Origin of the sequence: Kocuria oceani (assembly GCF_029524215.1) — a bacterium.
In the GTDB taxonomy this organism is placed as follows: Bacteria; Actinomycetota; Actinomycetes; order Actinomycetales; family Micrococcaceae; genus Kocuria; species Kocuria oceani.
Genome location: NZ_JARAMH010000003.1, coordinates 96608 through 115215, shown reverse-complemented (window position 1 = coordinate 115215; position 18608 = coordinate 96608). Strand labels below are relative to the sequence as shown.

The window sequence follows — 18608 nt, the reverse complement described above, 5'->3', positions numbered from 1 at the left end:
CGAAAAAGCGCCCCGGACGGGATCCGATGTCCGACGGTCGTGGTTCTATGTACGAGTACCCCTCAGCGTCCACGAGACCCCGGGTACCTGCACCGGCGGGTCTGCGGCCCCCGTGCACCGCGTACGACACAGGAGGAGGATCCCGTGAACGCAACACTGGAAAGCCGAGAACTCAATGCGACCGACCGCTGCGACGCGTGCGGCGCCCAGGCCTACGTCCGAGTGATCCTCGAGTCGACGGGCGGTGAGCTCCTCTTCTGCGCTCACCATGCGCGCAAGAACGAGCAGAAGCTGCGGCCCCTGGCGGCCACCTGGCAGGACGAGACGGAGCGGATCGGTTCCTGACCCGGGCGCTCCCCGGCGAGCGCCCGGAGCGAGCAGGGCCCCGACACCTGGTGTCGGGGCCCTGCTGCATGTCCGGGTCCGGCCCGCACGGGCCGCCCCGTCCCCGTCCCCGGACGGGTCCGGGGACGGGGGCGTCCGGTCAGTCGAGGTAGTCGCGCAGCACCTGCGAGCGGGACGGGTGGCGCAGCTTGGACATCGTCTTGGACTCTATCTGCCGGATGCGCTCCCGGGTCACCCCGTAGACCTTGCCGATCTCGTCCAGGGTCTTCGGCTGGCCGTCCGTGAGGCCGAAGCGCATGGCGACGACGCCGGCCTCCCGCTCGGAGAGGGTGTCCAGGACGGAGTGCAGCTGCTCCTGCAGGAGCGTGAAGCTCACCGCGTCGGCCGGGACCACGGCCTCCGAGTCCTCGATCAGGTCGCCGAACTCGGAGTCGCCGTCCTCGCCCAGCGGGGTGTGCAGGGAGATCGGCTCCCGGCCGTACTTCTGCACCTCCACGACCTTCTCGGGGGTCATGTCGAGCTCGTTGGCCAGCTCCTCCGGGGTGGGCTCCCGCCCGAGGTCCTGCAGCATCTGCCGCTGGACGCGCGCCAGCTTGTTAATGACCTCCACCATGTGCACGGGAATGCGGATGGTGCGGGCCTGGTCGGCCATGGCCCGGGTGATGGCCTGGCGGATCCACCACGTGGCGTAGGTGGAGAACTTGAAGCCCTTGGTGTAGTCGAACTTCTCCACCGCGCGGATCAGACCGAGGTTGCCCTCCTGGATGAGGTCCAGGAACAGCATGCCGCGCCCGGTGTAGCGCTTGGCGAGCGAGACGACCAGGCGCAGGTTGGCCTCGAGCAGGTGGTTCTTGGCGCGTTTGCCGTCGTGGATCACCCAGCGCAGCTCCTTGCGGGTCTGGGGGTCCAGGCTGTCCTTCTCGTCGGCGAGCTTGTGCTCGGCGTACAGGCCGGCCTCGATCCGCAGGGCCAGGTCGACCTCCTGCTCGGCGTTCAGCAGGGCGACCTTGCCGATCTGCTTGAGGTAGTCCTTGACGGGGTCAGCGGTCGCCCCGGCGGAGACGACCTGCTGGGCCGGGGCGTCGTCGTCGTCGTTGGCGGTGATGACGAAGCCGGAGGTCTTCTCGTCCTTGCGCGCGGGCGCCGCGACCTCGTCCTCCGCCGGCGTCTCCTCCGCGGCGTCCTCGTCCTCCTCCACGTCGGGGTCGACGACTCCGGCCTCGTCGGTCAGGTCCGGTTCGAGGTCCGCGTCCTCGGTGACCTCGACGTCCGTGTCCGGCTCGCCGGTGACGTCCGCATCCGCCTTCTTCGGGGCGGCCTTCTTGCGGGTCGCCGGCTTCTGGGCGGACGCGGGCGCCGGGGCGGCCTGGGCCGCGGAGCTCCTCGCGGCCGTCGGCGCCGCCGCGGTCGACTTCGCGGCCGTGGTCTTGGCCGCCGTGGTCTTGGCCGCCGTGGTCTTGGCCGCCGTGGTCTTGGTGGCCGTGGTCTTCTTCGCGGCCACCGTCTTCTTGGCCGCGGTGGACTTCGCCGCGGCGGTCTTCGCCCGCGGCGACGTGCCCGCGGACCCGGACGTCGACCGAGCGTCCCCGGTGACCGGAGCCTCGGCGGCGGTGTCCGTCGTCTTCTTGCTGGCGGAAGGTGACACTGAGAGCCTTTCGTTGAACGGTCACGGCGCCCGCACTCGGGGCAACACGCCTATGACCCTGTCAAGTCCTTGCTCCGGGCGTCGTCCGGCGCGGCAGGCTTGAAGGGTCCTGACAGCCGGAACCACGGTCGGCCGGGATTTGTTCCCGTCCGGCCGGCGGATCCTGAGAAAGCTCGCCGGGGTCACCTCAGGCGTGCCAGGCGGTCGCCCGGTCCCGGGCCCACAGCGGCACCGGGCGGGCGTCCGCGAGCCGCAGCACGCGCAGGGCGGCCGGGTGGCAGGGAACCAGTGCTGTGGCGCGGCGCACGAAGTGCGCCGTGTGCGAGCCGCGGGCGCGGAAGCGGTTGAGCTGCGCCAGCTCCACGAGCACGCCCGCGAGCACTGCCCGGGCCGCGGCGGCGTCCGTCCCGGCCACCGCCTCGGCCGTCCCCTCCGCTGCCTGCCCCGATGCCGTCTCGCCTGCCCGCCCCACGGCCCGCTCCGCCGGGGCCTCTGCCTGCTCCACCGGGGCCTCGCCGGCGTCCAGCAGCCAGGCCAGGGCCTGCAGGACCCGGTACAGCGCGTCCAGCCGCGGCCAGGCCGGGGTCTCACCCCACTCCCCGGACAGCACGCGGGAGAGCCGGATGAGCTCCCCGGCGTCGGACGCGGGCCGCCGCGCGGCGCCGGGGGCCGCCCCGCGCCGGCCGGCACCGGGGCCACGCGGGACGGCCGCGACCCCGGGCGGCGCCGGTGCGCGGGTCGGTCCGGTCGGCTCGTCCGCCGGGTCCGCGGCGCCGGGCTCGCCGTCGCACAGCTCCGCCCACATGGCCGCCGCGGCGAGGACACCGGCGGAGTCGTCCGTGGCGCAGGCGGCGAGGAGGAGGTCGGCGAGCACCGGGTCCGAGAGGCCCGCGGCCAGGAAGCCCAGCAGGTCGTCGTCGTGGGCCAGGACCGCGGGCAGCCAGTCGCCGTCGGCGTCCCGGACCTCCGTCAGGACGTCCTCCCACACGGTCAGGATGCCCGCCAGGCGGTCCAGGCGGTGCCAACCGTCCCGGCCCGCCCGGGCCCAGTGGGCCGCCCGTCCCGCCACCCCGCGGCGGGTGCCCGCCGGCAGCGCACCGTACTCGTGGTCCATGGCCTGCCGCGGCGCCGTCGCGTAGGAGCTGCCGGCGGCCACGAGCGCGGCGTTGACGGCGCTGTCCAGGATGCGGGCCACGTTCCGGACGTCCTCGGGGTCCTCGACCGGCCACCAGTGCTCGCCGGCCACGACCCAGCGCGCCGCCACGGCCCGGTCAGCCCGGCGAGCGGCCTCGTCCACGAGGCCCAGCACGGCGGGCACCGCACCGGGCCCGCCCGGCGGCGGGGGCGTGCCCGGTGACGAGCGGACGGGCGTGCGGCCGGAGGTGTAGACGATGGCGAACACCCGGTCGCTGAGGGCGTCGTGGCCCACGAGCTCGGCGAGCTCCGCGACGAAGGCCTCGGCGAAGCGCTCGTCGTCGGGGTCGGCCGGCAGGTCCACCCGCACGCACGCCCCGGCCGTCCCGCCGCCGGCGGCGAACAGGACGAGCGAGTCGGCGGGCCAGTAGCCGAGGGTGTGCGGGACGACGGCGAGCAGGTCGGCGGCGCAGCGCACGACGGGGACGAAGGGATCACGGGTGGGGTGCTGTCTCATGGGCCCAGGGTGGGCGGTCCCGGGCCGGCGGCGGCGGCCCCGGTGGCGGGCTGTGGAGGGCGGCGGACGGGACACCGCCCGGGTTGCCCGGTGCAGTGCGGACGCCCGAGGACGTCTCTCAGACGGCGTCGGGCCCGTGCCGGCGCCGCACCCGCGCGGCGGTGGCCAGGACACCGACGGCCCCACCTCCGGCGATGAGGAACTGGGCCGCGACGGCGATCCGGAACGCGTCGGGCGCGTAGAGCTCGTCGCGGAAGCCGGCCGCGTACAGGAGGTCCAGGACGAACCCGATGACGAAGATGGCGAGGACCGAGGCGGTGAACCCGCCGACGTTGGCGATGCCCATGGCGGTGCCCGACCGGCGGGGCGGGTTGAAGCTGCGGGTGATGTCGAAGGCGATCATCGACGCGGGCATGCTGATCGCGATCACGCACACGGCCGCGAGCACGACCGCCGCCGGGGCCGTGCCCGGCCACACCAGCAGCACGGTCCAGGCCGCGAAGATGCCGGCGGTGACCGTCAGGGACAGCCGCACCCGGCGCTCGGGGCGCCGGGCGGTCAGCCCGCCGAGCGCCAGGCCGACGGCCAGGTTGGTGAGCACGAAGGAGGTCATCACCACGGAGATCGTGGTGTCGGGCAGGCCCTGGGCGTACTCGAGATACGGGTAGCCCCACATGAGGACGAAGGTGTTGCCGGCGAACTGGGTGGTGAAGTGCACCCAGAAGCCCAGCCGTGTGCCCGGTTCGGCCAGGCTCTCCCGGAGGACCTGCCCCGTGCGCCGCAGCCCCAGCCGGCGGTGGAGCACCTCCACGCCCGGCGGCGCGTCCCGCAGCAGGGCCGCGGCGAGCGTCCCGGCGAGCAGCGCGAGGGCGGCCAGCCCGAGGAAGGACGGGAACCAGCCCGCGCGGTCGAGCACCCAGGCGAAGGGGATCACGGAGACGAGCTGGCCGAGGTTGCCGAAGACCCCCACGACCTGGGTGAGCAGGGGGACGCGCAGGGCGGAGAACCACGCCGGGATCAGCCGCATCACGCACACGAAGGTGGCCGCGTCCCCGGCCCCCACGAGCACGCGGGCCACCACGCCCTCGGCGACCGTGTCCGCCAGGGCCAGCTGCACCTGCCCCACGGTCATCAGCAGGGCCCCGGCGGAGACCATGGCCCGGGCGCCGAAGCGGTCCACGAGCACGCCCACGGGGATCTGCAGGGCGGCGTAGACCAGGACCTGCATGAGGGAGACCAGCGAGAGCGCGGAGGCCGCCGTGCCGAACCGCTCCGCGGCGTCGACCGTCGCGACCCCGAAGCTCGTGCGCTGCGCCACGGCGCTGAAGTAGGCGAGGACGCCGATCCCGAACACCAGGTACGCGCGGCGGGAGTCCTTGCCGGGCTGCGGGGGGCGGGACCGGTCGGACGTCATGCACTTCGCTCTCGGGGGGACGGGGCCGCGGACGGCGGCACCGTCCCGGGTCGAGCCGGCCACGCCCCGCCGGGCGGCGGGCTCAGTCCTGCTCGTCCTCCCGGGCGGCCAGGAAGGCTTCGGCCGCGGCGCCGATCTCGTCGGCGTCGGGGAGCTCGGACTCGTCCCCCACCAGCAGGGAGCGGGGGGCCGAGGCGTCGACGACGTCATCGTAGCGCTGTTCCAGACCCGCCACGACCGCCTGCACCTCCGGCGAGGCGCCCACCTGCTGGTCGATCTGCCGCTCTATCTCGCGGGCCGCCTCGCGCAGCTCGTCCGAGGGCAGGGTGAGCGAGGTCACGGCGTTGATGTGCTCGAGGGCGGCCACCGCGGCGTGCGGCAGGTGCGCCTCCGCCAGGTACTGCGGGACGTGGACGGTGAACCCGATGTTGTCGACCCCCGCCTCGGTCAGGCGGATCTCGAGCAGCTGCGCGGCGGAGGAGCTCATCTCCACCACCGGCCGCCAGGCGTGCTTGACGGGCAGCAGGTCGGTCCGGCTGCCGTGCACGGACACGATGAAGGGGCGGGTGTGCGGGACCGGCATGGGGATGCCCGAGACGATCGCGACGAGCGAGACGTCCATCCGCCGGGCCAGGCCCACGACGGCCTCCGTGAAGCGGTTCCACTGCAGGTCCGGCTCCGGGCCGGTGAGCAGGGCGAAGCTGCGCCCGAGCGGGTCCGTGACCAGCCGCAGGGACAGCTCGGGGGCCTGGAAGTCCTCGAAGTGGTCCTCCGCGAAGCGCACGTGCGGGCGGCGGGCCCGGTAGTCGTAGAGCTGGTCCAGGTCGAACCGGGCCACGACCTCGTGCGGCAGGGAATCGGTGATGGCGTGCTCGATCTGCACGGCCACGTGGCCGGCCTCCGCGTAGCCGGACAGGGCGACGATCAGCGGCAGGCCACGGACCCGGGCGTCCTCGAGCAGCGCGGGGTTGCTCAGGTACAGCGAGGTGGGATCCAGCACGGCAACTTCCTCCTGAGGGGGGATGGGTGGGTCGGGGTCCGGGGGTTCTTCCCGAGGCCGGCGGGAGCACCTCCGGCGGCGCTCCCTGGTTCATGTCAACCGCCCGCGAGGCCCCCCTTATTCCCCGCCCGGCCCGGCGGAGCCTGTCGCCGCCGGGGCCGGGGATAGGATCGACAGCACGCCCGCCGGCCGGGCCGGGACCGCCACGAGCGCCCCGCCCGGACCGGCCGGTCCGGACCTCAGCGAAAGGACGACACATGCCCGACGTACAGGAACTGCTCGAGCCTCGGGGCATCGAGCTCACCGCCACGCACAAGCCCCTGGGCCGGACCCCGGCGCACGCCCTCGTGCTCGCCGTGCAGAAGGGGGCGGACGGCGACGGCGCCGGCCGCGTCGTGCTGCCCGCCGGCGAGCAGCGCAAGCTCTCCCCCGTGCTGGAGGCCGCCGCGGCCCTGCGCGTGGGCGGCGGCGCCGACGAGGTCACCCTCGTGCCCGCACCGTCCGGGCTGCCCTTCACCGTGGTGGCGCTCACCGGTGTCGGCGACCTGCCCGAGAGCGGGCCCGCGCGGGCCGAGGCGCTGCGCCGGGCCGTCGGCGCCGCGGTGCGCCGCCTCGCCGGCACGGACTCGGCGGTCCTCGCGCTGCCCGCAGCCTCGGAGGAGGACGCCGCGGCGGTCGCCGAGGGCGCGGCCCTGGGCGCGTTCGCGTTCTCCCACCAGCGGTCCGTGACCGCCGGCTCCGTGAAGGCCCCGCTGGCCTCCGCCGTCGTGCACGCGCCCGATGTGGCGCGCACCGCGCTGAGCCGCGTCCTGGACCGCGCCACCGCCCTCGGCCGCGGCGTGCGGGCCGCCCGCACCCTCGTGGACCTCTCCCCCAACGTCATCTACCCGGAGGCCGTCGCGGACTATGCCCGGCAGGCCGCCAAGGGTACGAAGGTCTCCGTGACCGTGCTGGCCGAGAAGGATCTCGCCAAGGGCGGCTACGGAGGCCTGCTCGGTGTGGGGCAGGGCTCGACGCACGGTCCCCGCCTGGTCAAGCTCGAGTACTCCCCGGCGCGGGCGTCGCGCCACTACGCCTACGTGGGCAAGGGCATCACCTTCGACTCGGGCGGGCTCTCGCTCAAGCCCCCGGCCTCGATGATGACCATGAAGTCGGACATGGCCGGGGCCGCCGCCGTACTGGCCACCGTCCTGACCGCCGCCGAGCTCGGCCTGCCGGTCAGGGTCACCGGCTGGCTGTGCCTGGCCGAGAACCTGCCCTCCTCCACGGCCACCCGCCCCGGCGACGTCATCACCATCCGCGGCGGACGCACCGTGGAGGTGCTCAACACCGACGCGGAGGGGCGCCTCGTGCTCGCCGACGGCCTGGTGGCCGCCTGCGAGGAGGCCCCCGACGCCGTCGTCGACATCGCCACCCTCACGGGCGCCCAGATGGTGGCATTGGGCTCGCGGACCTTCGGGATCATGGGCGACGACGCGCTGCGCGCGGCCGTGGCCGACGCCGCCCGAGCCGCCGGCGAGGACGGCTGGCCGATGCCCCTGCCGGAGCACCTGCGCCCGTCCCTGGACTCCAAGGTCGCCGATCTCAAGAACATCGGTGACAAGAACGGCGGGATGCTCGTGGCCGGGCTCTTCCTGCGCGAGTTCGTCGGCGGCCCGGACGGTGCCCGGGTGCCGTGGGCGCACGTGGACATCGCCGGACCCTCCTTCAACGAGGGCTCCCCCTACGGCTACACCCCCGCGGAGGGCACCGGGGCGGGCGTGCGCACGCTCGTCCGGCTGCTCGAGGACTCCGCCGCCGCCCGCGGCTGAGCACCCGTGACACCACCTCGGCGGAGGGAGCGCCCGCCTGGTTGCTCTCTCCGCCGTCGGGCTAAGGTATGTACGAAACGAACCCGTCACCGTACGGGTGCACCCCACTCGGAACGACGTCAACGCGCAAGGGAGCCAAACACGTGGCCGACAACGAATTCGACATCCTCGTCCTCGGCGGAGGCAGCGCCGGCTACGCCGCGGCGCTGCGGGCCGTCCAGCTCGGCTTCACGGTGGGCCTGGTCGAGAAGAACAAGCTCGGGGGCACCTGCCTCCACTGGGGCTGCATCCCGACGAAGGCCTACCTGCACTCGGCCGAACTGGCCGAGGACGCCCGGGAGAGCTCCAAGTACGGGGTGCACACCACGCTCGAGTCGATCGACATGGCGGCCGTGCGGGACTACAAGGACAAGATCGTCGCCGGCAAGTTCAAGGGCCTCACCGGCCTGATGAAGATGCGCAAGATCACGGTCATCGAGGGCGTGGGCAAGCTCACCGGGCAGAACACGGTCGACGTCGACGGCACCAGCTACACCGGCAAGCACATCGTGCTGGCCTCCGGCTCCGTCTCCAAGACCCTCGGCGTCGAGATCGGCGGCCGGATCATGACCTCCACCGAGGCCCTGGAGATCGACTACGTGCCCAAGAGCGCGATCGTCCTGGGCGGCGGCGTGATCGGCTGCGAGTTCGCCTCCATGTGGAAGTCCTTCGGCGTGGACGTCACCGTGATCGAGGGCCTCCCCCACCTGGTCGCCAACGAGGACCCCGCGCTGATCAAGATCCTCGAGCGCGAGTTCAAGAAGCGCGGCATCAAGTCCAACCTCGGCACCTTCTTCGAGAAGGTCGAGCAGGACGACAGCGGCGCGAAGGTCACCCTGGCCGACGGCAAGGTCTTCGAGGCGGACATCGTGCTCGTCGCGGTGGGCCGCGGGCCGAACACCGCCGACATGGGCTACGAGGAGCAGGGCATCCCCATGGACCGCGGCTTCGTCACCCCGAACGAGCGCCTGCACACCGGGGTGGGCAACATCTACGCGATCGGCGACATCGTCCCCGGCGTCCAGCTCGCCCACCGCGGCTACCAGCAGGGGCGCTTCGTGGCCGAGGAGATCGGCGGCCTCAACCCCGCCGTCGTCGACGACGTGAACATCCCCAAGGTGACGTTCACGGAGCCCGAGATCGCCTCCGTCGGCTACACCGAGCCGAAGGCCAAGGAGAAGTTCGGCGAGGACAACATCGAGGTCGCCGAGTACAACCTCGCCGGCAACGGCAAGAGCTCCATCCTGGGCACCGGCGGCATCATCAAGCTGGTGCGCGAGAAGGACGGCCCCATCATCGGCTTCCACGCCATCGGCAAGCGCATCAGCGAGCAGATCGGCGAGGGCCAGCTCATCGTCAACTGGGAGGCCTACCCCGAGGACGTCGCCGCGTTCGTGCACGCGCACCCCACCCAGAACGAGGCCATCGGCGAGGCCGCCATGGCACTCGCGGGCGCGCCGCTGCACGGCTGACCGCACCGAGGCCCCGCCCCTCCCGGGCGGGGCCTCCCCCACTACCCCGGCACCGGGCCCGGCGCCCGGACCGCACCATCGAAGGCACCGAAAGAGAGACGGTCGGACCATGTCAGAAACCGTAAACCTGCCCGCACTGGGCGAATCCGTGACCGAGGGCACCGTGACCCGGTGGCTCAAGCAGGTCGGTGACGAGGTCGCCGTCGACGAGCCCCTGGTCGAGGTCTCCACCGACAAGGTCGACACCGAGATCCCCTCCCCCGTGGCGGGCGTCATCGAGGAGATCCTCGTCGAGGAGGACGAGGACGTCGAGGTCGGCGCTCCCCTGGTCGTCATCGGCTCGGGGTCCGGCGGCTCCGCCCCGGACCAGGAGCAGCCCTCCGCCGAGCAGGCCGAGGACGCCGCCACCCAGGCCGAGACCCCGGAGGCCACCGACGAGTCCGCCGAGCAGCAGGCCCCGGCGCAGCAGGAGTCCGCCCCCGAGCAGGCCCCGAAGGCCGAGACCCAGCAGGGCGGCGAGGGCACCGAGATCACCCTGCCCGCGCTGGGCGAGTCCGTCACCGAGGGCACCGTGACCCGGTGGCTCAAGCAGGTCGGCGAGGAGGTCGCCGTCGACGAGCCGCTGCTGGAGGTCTCCACCGACAAGGTCGACACCGAGGTTCCCTCCCCGGTGGCCGGCACCCTGCTGGAGATCCGCGTGCAGGAGGACGAGGACGCCGAGGTCGGCCAGGTCCTGGCGGTCATCGGCTCCGGCGACGCCCCGTCCGGCTCCGCCCCGGACCAGGAGCAGCCCTCCGCCGAGCAGGAGCCCTCCGCCCAGGCGTCCGACGCCTCCGGCGAGGGCTACGAGGGGTCGACGACCGGCGCGCAGGAGAAGGCGCCGTCCCGGGACGAGGCCCTGGTGGAGACCGAGGAGCCCGTCATGGCGGACACCTCGGACGGGACGCAGCAGGACGCCGCCGAGCGCGACGGTGCCCGCACCGAGAACGCCGGCGCGGCGCCCGAGACCCCGACCGGCGACAACGCCGCCTACGTCACCCCGCTGGTGCGCAAGCTCGCCAAGAAGGAGGGCGTCGACCTGTCCACGCTCACCGGCACCGGCGTGGGCGGCCGCATCCGCAAGCAGGACGTGCTGGCCGCCGCGGAGCAGCAGAAGAGCACGGCGGCCCCGGCCGCCGAGGCCCCGGCCGAGCAGCCCGCCGCCGCGGAGCCGCAGAAGGCTCCCGAGGCCGCGCCGGCCCCGGACGCCAAGCGCGGCACCACGGAGAAGGCCCCGCGCATCCGGATGACGATCGCCCAGCGCATGCGCGAGTCCCTGCAGGAGTCGGCCCAGCTGACCCAGGTGACCGAGGTCGACATGACCCGGGTGGCCGTGCTGCGCAACAAGGCCAAGGCGAAGTTCCAGGAGCGGGAGGGCGCCAAGCTCACCTTCCTGCCCTTCTTCGCCAAGGCCGTGGCCGAGGCGCTGCAGGCGCACCCCAAGCTCAACGCCACGTTCCGGGAGGCCGAGAAGGAGATCGTCTACAACGGCTCCGAGAACATCGCCATCGCGGTGGACACTCCCCGGGGCCTGCTGGTCCCGGTGATCAAGGACGCCGGGGACCTCAACCTGGGCGGGCTGGCCAAGCAGATCGCCGACCTCGGCTCCCGGGCCAAGGACGGCAGGATCGCCCCGGACGACCTCACCGGCGGCACCTTCACGATCACGAACATCGGCTCCTTCGGGGCGCTGTTCGACACCCCGATCATCAACCAGCCGCAGGTGGCCATCCTCGGCACGGGGTCGATCGTGAAGCGCCCGATGGTCGTGGCCGACGCCGACGGCAACGACACGATCGCGATCCGGCAGATGTGCTACCTGTCGCTGACCTACGACCACCGTCTGGTCGACGGCGCGGACGCCGGCCGGTTCCTGCAGGCGCTGAAGGCGCGCCTGGAGGAGGGTCGGTTCGAGTCCGAGGTCGGTCTCTGACCGGTCCCGCGGCCCGGCCCGGCGGGGTCTGAGCACCCGCCGGTGACACCCCGGCATCCAGGGGGCGTGTTCCTGATCACAGGGGGCACGCCCCCTCGTCGTGCCCCGGGAACGCTCGACCGGGCTCGGATCCATGACCCTCCTGACCGGACTTCTCGTCCTCCTGCACCTCGTCGGCGCCGCGATCATCGTGGGCACCTGGGTCTACACGATCAAGCGCCCCACGGTCTCCCCGGGTCAGTTCCACGCCTCCCTGCTCAGCCTGGTCACCGGGCTGCTGCTCGTGGCGATCCACGAGACGGGCGACGTCAACCACGTCAAGATCGCGGTCACGCTGCTCGTGGCCCTGGCCGTGGCGGCGGCCGCGTTCGTGGGACAGCGGCGCACCGGGCGCGGCGAGCCGGTCTCGACCGGCCTGGCCCACGCGGTGGGCGGCCTGGCCCTCATCAACATGGCGGTCGCGTCCCTCTGGTGAGAGCCGCCCCGCACGACCCTGCCCCCGGTGCCGCCGTTCAGCGCCGGGGGCTCCGCGTTGCCGCCTCCGTCCCCGCCGGGCGGTCCCGGCGGGGCTCCACGGAGGCCAGGCGCCATCCCTCCTCGCCGCGGACCAGGACGACGACCACGGTCTGCACCCACCCCTCGCCCGCCGGCAGCACCGACGCGTCCCGGCCGGGATCGCCCCGGTAGCCCTCGACCCGCACCTGGGCCTCGAGCGTGACACCGCCCGGCGCGGTGGGCCCCGACCGCGGGGCGGCGCCCCGGATCCGCCCGGCCTCCAGCAGGAGATCGGCGAACACCCGGTCCCCGGACGCGGCGGCCCGCGCGATGGTGGCGCGGTCGTCCGCCGCGGCCTCCGCCCCGGGGACGTAGACCCGGTCGAGCAGCCGGGCGTCCCCGGTCCGCAGGGCCTCGCCGCGCCGGGCGACGAGCCGGCGCAGGGCCTCCTGCGGTTCTCCCGGCTCGATCCGGTCCCCGGCGACCGGGGCGGCCGATGTCGTGGCGACCGGGCCCGGGCCGGCCGGGTCCAGGTGATGCGGATCCAGGAGGGCGGCCTCGGGAGCTCCTGCCGCCCCGCTCGGGGCGACGGGCGGGTCCGGCGCCCCCGGGCCCGGGTGCGGCAGCAGCAGCGCGGTGCCGGCAGTCAGCACGAGCGCGGCTGCGAGGGCGGGCAGCGCCGTGCGCCGGCGGGAGGACGGGACGGCCGACGTGTCGTGCGCCGGCGGGCGGGAGGACCGGATGGCCGCGGGGCCGCGCGCGCCCCCGCGGGTTCGCGGCCACGCCGCGGCCGGGGCCGCCGGGACCGGGAGGACCTCGGGCCCGGCGGCCAGCTCCGCGGCGGTAGGGCGGTCGGACGGGTTCTCCGCCAGCGCGGTCTCCACCGCCCGGCGGAGCGGGTGCGGGACGTCCGGGCGCAGCCGTGCCAGGGGGGCCCGGTGCCGGTCGGCGGCCGGGGCCCGCCCCGTGAGCCCGGTCCAGCAGACGACACCGAGGGCCCGCACGTCCTCCGGCGGGCTCCCGTGCCCGGGTCCCGGCCGTACTGCCGCCACGGCCGGGCCGCCGTCCGCCCCGCTGCCGGGCCGACTGCCTGCCCGCCTGCCGGGCCCGCCATCGGCGCCGCTCGCCGACCCCCTGCCGGTTCCGGGCTGCGGCCCGTCAGGGACCTCCCGCCCGGCCCCGGCACCGTCCTCGGGCTGGGCCACGGTTCCGGTCCGAGCGGTGCGGAAGAGGATCTGCCGGGCGGTGAGCTCCCCGTGGCACCGGCCCAGGCCGTGCAGCACCGCCAGCCCCGCCGCGGCGTCGCGCAGCACCGCGGCCACCTCGTCCGCGGCCAGCGGCCCGCGCTCGGCCAGCCGCTCCGCCAGGGAGCCGCCCGGCAGGTACTCCTCGACGAGGCCCGCGGGTTCCGCGGCGGGTCCGAGCAGCCCGCGCACGGCCACCAGGTGGGGGTCCTCCCGGCCGGCCAGGTCGGCTGCGAGCGCCAGCAGGGCGCGGCGGGAGGCGGCACGCTCCGGCCCCTCCGCACCCGCGCAGAGCCGCAGGACGAAGAGCTCCCCGGAACGGGTCTCGCGCACGAGCCAGGAGCCGTCGCCGAGCCGCCGGACCGGCTCGAGCCCGTCGTCCGGCGGCAGACGCGGGAGCGGTTCCGCCGCCGGGTGCGGCCGGGGACCGCGGGCGTCGTCGCGCACGGCCGCCGCGAGCCGGTCCCGCGCAGAGGCGGGGACCGGCCGGGACCCGGGGTGCCGGCCGCCGGATGCGGGGTTGCGGTCGTCCATGCGCCCAGCATGCCCGGTCCGGGGCCGGCGCCGTCCGCGCCGTCCACAGCCCGGGCCCGGGGCGGGTGTCGCCGCCGCGCGATAGGCTGGGGGCCATGTCCCTCTCCTTCGAACGGCTCGGCTTCGCCCCCCACCTCGTGGACTACCGCGCGGCGCTGGAGCTGCAGAAGAACGTGCACCGCGAGGTCGTCGCCGGTGAGCGGACCAACACCGTGCTGCTGCTGGAGCACCCGCCCGTCTACACGGCCGGCCGGCGCACCGAGGCGCACGAGTACCCCTACGACGGCACCGAGGTCGTGGAGATCGGGCGCGGGGGCAAGCTCACCTACCACGGGCCCGGGATGCTCGTGGGCTACCCGATCGTGCGCCTGACCACGCCCATCGACGTCGTGCGCTTCGTGCGCCTGCTGGAGGAGATCATCCTGGCGGTGGTCGCGGACTTCGGGGTGCCGGCGACCACCGTGGCCGGCCGTTCGGGGGCGTGGGTGCTCGCGGACGAGCACGGCCCCGACCGCAAGATCGCGGCGATCGGCGTGCAGGTGTCCAAGCGGGCGACCATGCACGGCTTCGCCCTGAACTGCTCCAACGACCTGCGGCCGTTCGGCAAGATCATCCCCTGCGGCATCACCGACGCCTCCGTCACGAGCCTGTCCCAGGAGACCGGGCGGATCGTGACCCCGGAGACGGTGGTGGCGCGCATGGAGCAGGAAATATCCGCCCGCCAGGACGAGTTGTGCGAACAGTTCGACCCGTCCGGGCTCCCGGGGCCGCTGCCCTGGCCGACCACCGTCAGCTGATCCGCGCCGCCCCGGAACCACCGGGACCGTGAGCGCACCACCGTCGACATCTCGACAAGGAGACCGACCATGACCGTTGCCCCCGAGGGCCGCCGCCTGCTGCGCGTCGAGGCGCGCAACGCCGAGACACCCATCGAGAAGAAGCCGTCCTGGCTGAAGAACACCGCCCGCATGGGCCCGGAGTTCCAGGAGCTGAAGTCGCTGGCGCGCGGCAAGGGCCTGCACACGGTGTGCGAGGAGGCCGGCTGTCCCAACATCTACGAGTGCTGGGAGGACCGGGAGGCGACGTTCCTGATCGGCGGGTCCAAGTGCACCCGGCGCTGCGACTTCTGCGACATCGCCACCGGCAAGCCGGACCTGCTGGACGTCACCGAGCCGCGCAAGGTCGCCGAGTCCGTCCAGGAGCTGGGCCTGCGCTACGCCACCGTGACGGGCGTGGCCCGCGACGACCTCGACGACGGCGGGGCGTGGCTCTACGCCGAGACCATCCGGGCGATCCACACGCTCAACCCGAACACCGGGGTGGAGATCCTGATCCCGGACTTCCAGGGCAAGCCGGACCGGCTGCAGCAGGTCATCGACGCCGAGCCGGAGGTCTTCGCGCACAACGTGGAGACGGTCCCCCGCATCTTCCGCCAGATCCGCCCGGCGTTCACCTACGAGCGCTCCCTCGACGTGATCACCCAGGGCAAGGAGGCCGGGATGATCACGAAGTCGAACCTGATCCTCGGCATGGGCGAGACCAACGAGGAGATCCACGAGGCCCTGTGCGACCTCCACGACGCCGGGTGCGACATCATCACGCTCACCCAGTACCTGCGCCCCTCCCCCCTCTTCCACCCCATCGACCGGTGGGTGAAGCCGGAGGAGTTCGTGGAGCTCTCCCGGATGGCCGAGGAGATCGGCTTCCTGGGCGTCATGGCGGGGCCGATGGTCCGGTCCTCGTACCGTGCCGGGCGGCTGTGGGCCCGGGCGATGGAGAAGTCCGGCCGCGAGATCCCCGCCCACCTGGCGCACATCGAGGACGAGGGCTCCGCCTCCCAGGAAGCGTCCTCCCTGGTGCAGCGCCTGGGCTGAGCCGGGTCAGGTCACGGCACCTCCCACCCGCTAAACTGGAGGACGGACCACTGCGGGCGCCCCGGCGTCCGCCGTGGTCCCCGAACCACTGCCACCGCACCACAGGACGAGGTCTCACCGTGTCACCTTCCCACGCCAAGTCGCGCCCCGCGTCGCGATCCACCTCCTCCGGGAAGCCCACGGGGAAGCCGAGCGGGAAGCCGACCCGGGCGCAGAAGCGCGAGGCGAAGAAGCAGCGGAAGGCGGCCAAGGGCCCCGGCTTCCTCGGGCAGATCAAGCAGGTCTTCAAGATGACCCGCGAGGTCGAGCCCAACGTGGGCTGGTGGATGCTGCTGATCGGACTCGGCGTGCTCCTGGTCTTCCTGCTCGTCGGCGCCCTGCTCGGCAACTGGATCACCGGGCTGCTCATCGGCCTGCCGTTCGCGCTGCTCTCCGCCTCGTTCTACCTGTCCCGGCGGGCCGAACGCGCCGCGTTCGCCCGGATCGAGGACCAGCCCGGGGCCGCAGGGGCGGCCCTGTCCGCCCTGCGCCGCGGCTGGATCGTGGAGGAGCAGCCGGCCGCGATGGACCCGCGCACCCGCGACCTCGTCTTCCGCGCCATCGGCCGTCCCGGCGTGGTCCTCGTGACCGAGGGCCCCGCCGGCCGGGTCGACAAGATCGTCTCGAAGGAGCGCCGCCGGATCGGCCCCGTGATCCAGAACGTGCCGATCCACGTCATCAAGACCGGCAAGGGCGAGGGTCAGGTGCCCCTGCGCGAGCTGTCCAAGCAGATGAAGAAGCTCGACAAGAAGCTCACCCAGCAGGAGGTGCAGACGGTGCACAAGCGGATCAGCACGCTCGGCAACCGCCTGCCGATCCCCAAGGGCGTCGACCCGATGCGCGCCCGCCCGGACCGCAAGGCCATGCGCGGCCGCTGATCCGCTCGACGACGGAGCCCCCGCCTTCCCACGAAAGGCGGGGGCTCCGTCGTCGGAGCGGCACCGCTCAGCGGGTGCGGACGAGGATCGTGTCCGCGGCCCGGTCGTGCAGGCCGCGCTGGTCCGGGTCGAAGACCACGGGCGGGATCAGCAGGCACAGCAGCAGCGAGCGCACCACGGCCCGGGCGAACCCGGCCGGGCGCCCGTCCAGCGTCTGCACCTGCAGGCCCGTCACCCAGTGCCCCGGGGTGTGCCCGGTGGCCCCGACCAGCAGCACGTTGAGCAGGAGCAGGAGGGCGAGGGTCACGAGCCCGTGCCGGTTCCACTGCGGGGCCAGCCACGCGGCGAGCGCCCAGCACAGGTACCAGTCCAGGGCCAGGGCCACGAGCCGCCGCCCGAGCCGGCCCACCGAGCCCGGCCCGGCCGCCGGGCGCCCCAGGCGCTGCCCCGGGTACTGCCGGGGGCCGGTCCCCGGGCCCTCGAGCCAGGAGCCGACGTCACGTCTGTCGATCATCCCCCCAGGGTATCGGGGCGATCTCGCCTAGACTGACGCCAGACCGTGGCTCCCCCGGGCCGTGCCGTGTAACACCGAGGAAACACCCGGGACACGGAGCCTTAATGCCGGGTCCGTAGCGTTGACCCCGGAAAAGGACGCCGCACGAACGTCTCGGCACGGCGGTCCAGCCCATCTGAGAAGGGAAACAGCACATGTTCCAGACACCCGAGGAAGTCCTGGCGTACATCAAGGACGAGGAGATCGTCTTCGTCGACGTCCGGTTCACGGACATGCCCGGCGTGCAGCAGCACTTCAACCTCCCGGCCAAGTCGGTGGACGACGACTTCTTCGTGCACGGACAGCTGTTCGACGGCTCCTCCATCCGTGGCTTCCAGGGCATCGCCGAGTCGGACATGCAGCTGATCCCGGACCCGACCTCCGCGTTCGTGGACCCCTTCCGCGTGGAGAAGACCCTCGTGGTGACCTGCTCGATCGTGAACCCGCGCACCGGTGAGCCCTACCACCGCGACCCCCGCGGCGTCGCCGAGCGCGCCGAGGCCTACATGGCGTCCACCGGCATCGCCGACATCGCCAACTTCGCCTCCGAGGCCGAGTTCTTCATCTTCGAGGACGTCCGCTACGACGTCCAGCCGCAGGGCTCGTTCTACGCCATCGACTCCGACGAGGCCGCGTGGAACACCGGCCGCAAGGAGGAGGGCGGGAACCTGGGCAACAAGACCGCCACCAAGGGCGGCTACTTCCCGGTCTCCCCCGTGGACAAGCAGGCCGACCTGCGCGACGCGATGTGCGTCGCCCTGGACGAGGTCGGCCTCGAGGTCGAGCGCTCCCACCACGAGGTGGGCGGTCCCGGCCAGGCCGAGATCAACTACCGGTTCAACACCCTCACCAAGGCCGCCGACGACCTGCAGAAGTTCAAGTACGTCATCAAGAACACCGCGGACGCCTTCGGCAAGTCGGCCACGTTCATGCCCAAGCCGGTCTTCAACGACAACGGCTCCGGCATGCACTGCCACCAGTCGCTGTGGAAGGGCGGCGAGCCCCTCTTCTACGACGAGAAGGGCTATGCGGGCCTGTCCGACCTGGCCCGCTGGTACATCGGCGGTCTGCTCGAGCACTCCTCCGCCGTGCTCGCGTTCACCAACCCGACCGTGAACTCCTACCGCCGCCTGGTCAAGGGCTTCGAGGCCCCGGTCAACATGGTGTACTCGCAGGGCAACCGCTCCGCCGGCATCCGCATCCCGATCACGGGCACCAACCCGAAGGCCAAGCGCCTCGAGTTCCGCGCCCCGGACCCTTCGTGCAACCCGTACCTGGCGTTCGCCGCCCAGCTGATGGCGGGCCTGGACGGGATCCGCAACCGCATCGAGCCTGCCGACCCGATCGACAAGGACCTCTACGAGCTGCCCGCCGAGGAGGCCAAGGACATCAAGAAGGCCCCGGCCTCCCTGGAGGAGGCGCTGCTGGCCCTGGAGGAGGACCACGAGTTCCTGCTGGCCGGGGACGTCTTCACCGAGGACACCGTCCGGTCCTGGATCGAGTACAAGCGCGAGTTCGAGCTCAAGCCGCTCTCCGTGGTCCCGCACCCGCTGGAGTTCTCCCTGTACTACGGCGTCTGACTCCCGCGGCCCCCGAGTCGCCGGCGCAGGCCCACGGGAACGGCCCCGGACCCCTCGAAGGG

15 protein-coding genes are annotated in these 18608 nt (G+C 73.3%); 9 read left to right on the top strand and 6 right to left on the bottom strand.

Annotation, left to right across the window (positions count from 1 at the left end; translation table 11 throughout):
• Positions 1-144 precede the first annotated feature (144 nt).
• Positions 145-345 (top strand): DUF7455 domain-containing protein, encoded by a 201-nt coding sequence (locus PU704_RS04215; RefSeq protein ID WP_017834164.1) that lies wholly within the window; start codon positions 145-147, stop codon positions 343-345.
• 139 nt (positions 346-484) lie between these two features.
• Here the strand turns inward: PU704_RS04215 and PU704_RS04210 are convergent, their stop codons facing one another.
• From PU704_RS04210 to PU704_RS04195, 4 genes are all read right to left on the bottom strand, one after another.
• Entirely contained in the window at positions 485-1990 is a 1506-nt protein-coding gene (locus tag PU704_RS04210) for an RNA polymerase sigma factor (protein ID WP_277550316.1), read from the bottom strand.
• Between the two features lie 187 nt (positions 1991-2177).
• On the bottom strand, positions 2178-3641 hold the full coding sequence (locus PU704_RS04205; RefSeq protein WP_277550314.1) for a DUF4192 family protein: 1464 nt from the start codon (positions 3639-3641) through the stop codon (positions 2178-2180).
• 118 nt (positions 3642-3759) lie between these two features.
• Positions 3760-5055 carry an MFS transporter gene (locus tag PU704_RS04200; RefSeq protein WP_277550313.1) on the bottom strand — a complete coding sequence of 432 codons (1296 nt, stop codon included), beginning with the start codon at positions 5053-5055 and terminating at the stop codon, positions 3760-3762.
• Positions 5056-5137: 82 nt separating this feature from the next.
• Complete coding sequence (locus tag PU704_RS04195; protein WP_277550311.1) at positions 5138-6055, bottom strand: proteasome assembly chaperone family protein; 918 nt, start codon at positions 6053-6055, stop codon at positions 5138-5140.
• A 257-nt stretch (positions 6056-6312) separates the two neighbouring features.
• Here PU704_RS04195 and PU704_RS04190 point away from each other — a divergent pair, with 257 nt between their 5' ends.
• From PU704_RS04190 to PU704_RS04175, 4 genes are all read left to right on the top strand, one after another.
• Positions 6313-7866, top strand: a complete 1554-nt coding sequence (locus tag PU704_RS04190; RefSeq protein ID WP_277550310.1) for a leucyl aminopeptidase — start codon at positions 6313-6315, stop codon at positions 7864-7866.
• Between the two features lie 143 nt (positions 7867-8009).
• Positions 8010-9377 (top strand): dihydrolipoyl dehydrogenase, encoded by a 1368-nt coding sequence (gene lpdA, locus PU704_RS04185; protein WP_277550308.1) that lies wholly within the window; start codon positions 8010-8012, stop codon positions 9375-9377.
• 109 nt (positions 9378-9486) lie between these two features.
• Positions 9487-11349: a 2-oxoglutarate dehydrogenase, E2 component, dihydrolipoamide succinyltransferase gene (sucB, locus tag PU704_RS04180; protein ID WP_277550306.1), complete on the top strand. Its 1863-nt coding sequence runs from the start codon at positions 9487-9489 to the stop codon at positions 11347-11349.
• Between the two features lie 133 nt (positions 11350-11482).
• The gene (locus PU704_RS04175; protein ID WP_277550304.1) at positions 11483-11824 is read left to right on the top strand and encodes a hypothetical protein; all 342 of its coding nucleotides are present in this window, start codon (positions 11483-11485) and stop codon (positions 11822-11824) included.
• 37 nt (positions 11825-11861) lie between these two features.
• Here the strand turns inward: PU704_RS04175 and PU704_RS04170 are convergent, their stop codons facing one another.
• Complete coding sequence (locus PU704_RS04170; protein ID WP_277550302.1) at positions 11862-13622, bottom strand: protein kinase; 1761 nt, start codon at positions 13620-13622, stop codon at positions 11862-11864.
• Positions 13623-13717: 95 nt separating this feature from the next.
• Between PU704_RS04170 and lipB the strand changes: the two genes are divergently transcribed.
• The 3 genes from lipB (at position 13718) to PU704_RS04155 (ending at position 16413) form a co-directional block, all read left to right on the top strand.
• Positions 13718-14419 (top strand): lipoyl(octanoyl) transferase LipB, encoded by a 702-nt coding sequence (gene lipB, locus PU704_RS04165; RefSeq protein WP_277550300.1) that lies wholly within the window; start codon positions 13718-13720, stop codon positions 14417-14419.
• Between the two features lie 69 nt (positions 14420-14488).
• Entirely contained in the window at positions 14489-15496 is a 1008-nt protein-coding gene (lipA, locus tag PU704_RS04160; protein WP_075872408.1) for a lipoyl synthase, read from the top strand.
• Positions 15497-15615: 119 nt separating this feature from the next.
• Complete coding sequence (locus PU704_RS04155) at positions 15616-16413, top strand: DUF4191 domain-containing protein (RefSeq protein WP_277550297.1); 798 nt, start codon at positions 15616-15618, stop codon at positions 16411-16413.
• A gap of 67 nt (positions 16414-16480) precedes the next feature.
• Here the strand turns inward: PU704_RS04155 and PU704_RS04150 are convergent, their stop codons facing one another.
• On the bottom strand, positions 16481-16927 hold the full coding sequence (locus tag PU704_RS04150) for an RDD family protein (protein ID WP_047801481.1): 447 nt from the start codon (positions 16925-16927) through the stop codon (positions 16481-16483).
• A 194-nt stretch (positions 16928-17121) separates the two neighbouring features.
• On the opposite strand from PU704_RS04150, the gene glnA reads away from it, so the two are divergent.
• Positions 17122-18546 (top strand): type I glutamate--ammonia ligase, encoded by a 1425-nt coding sequence (gene glnA, locus PU704_RS04145; RefSeq protein ID WP_075872407.1) that lies wholly within the window; start codon positions 17122-17124, stop codon positions 18544-18546.
• Positions 18547-18608 lie beyond the last annotated feature (62 nt).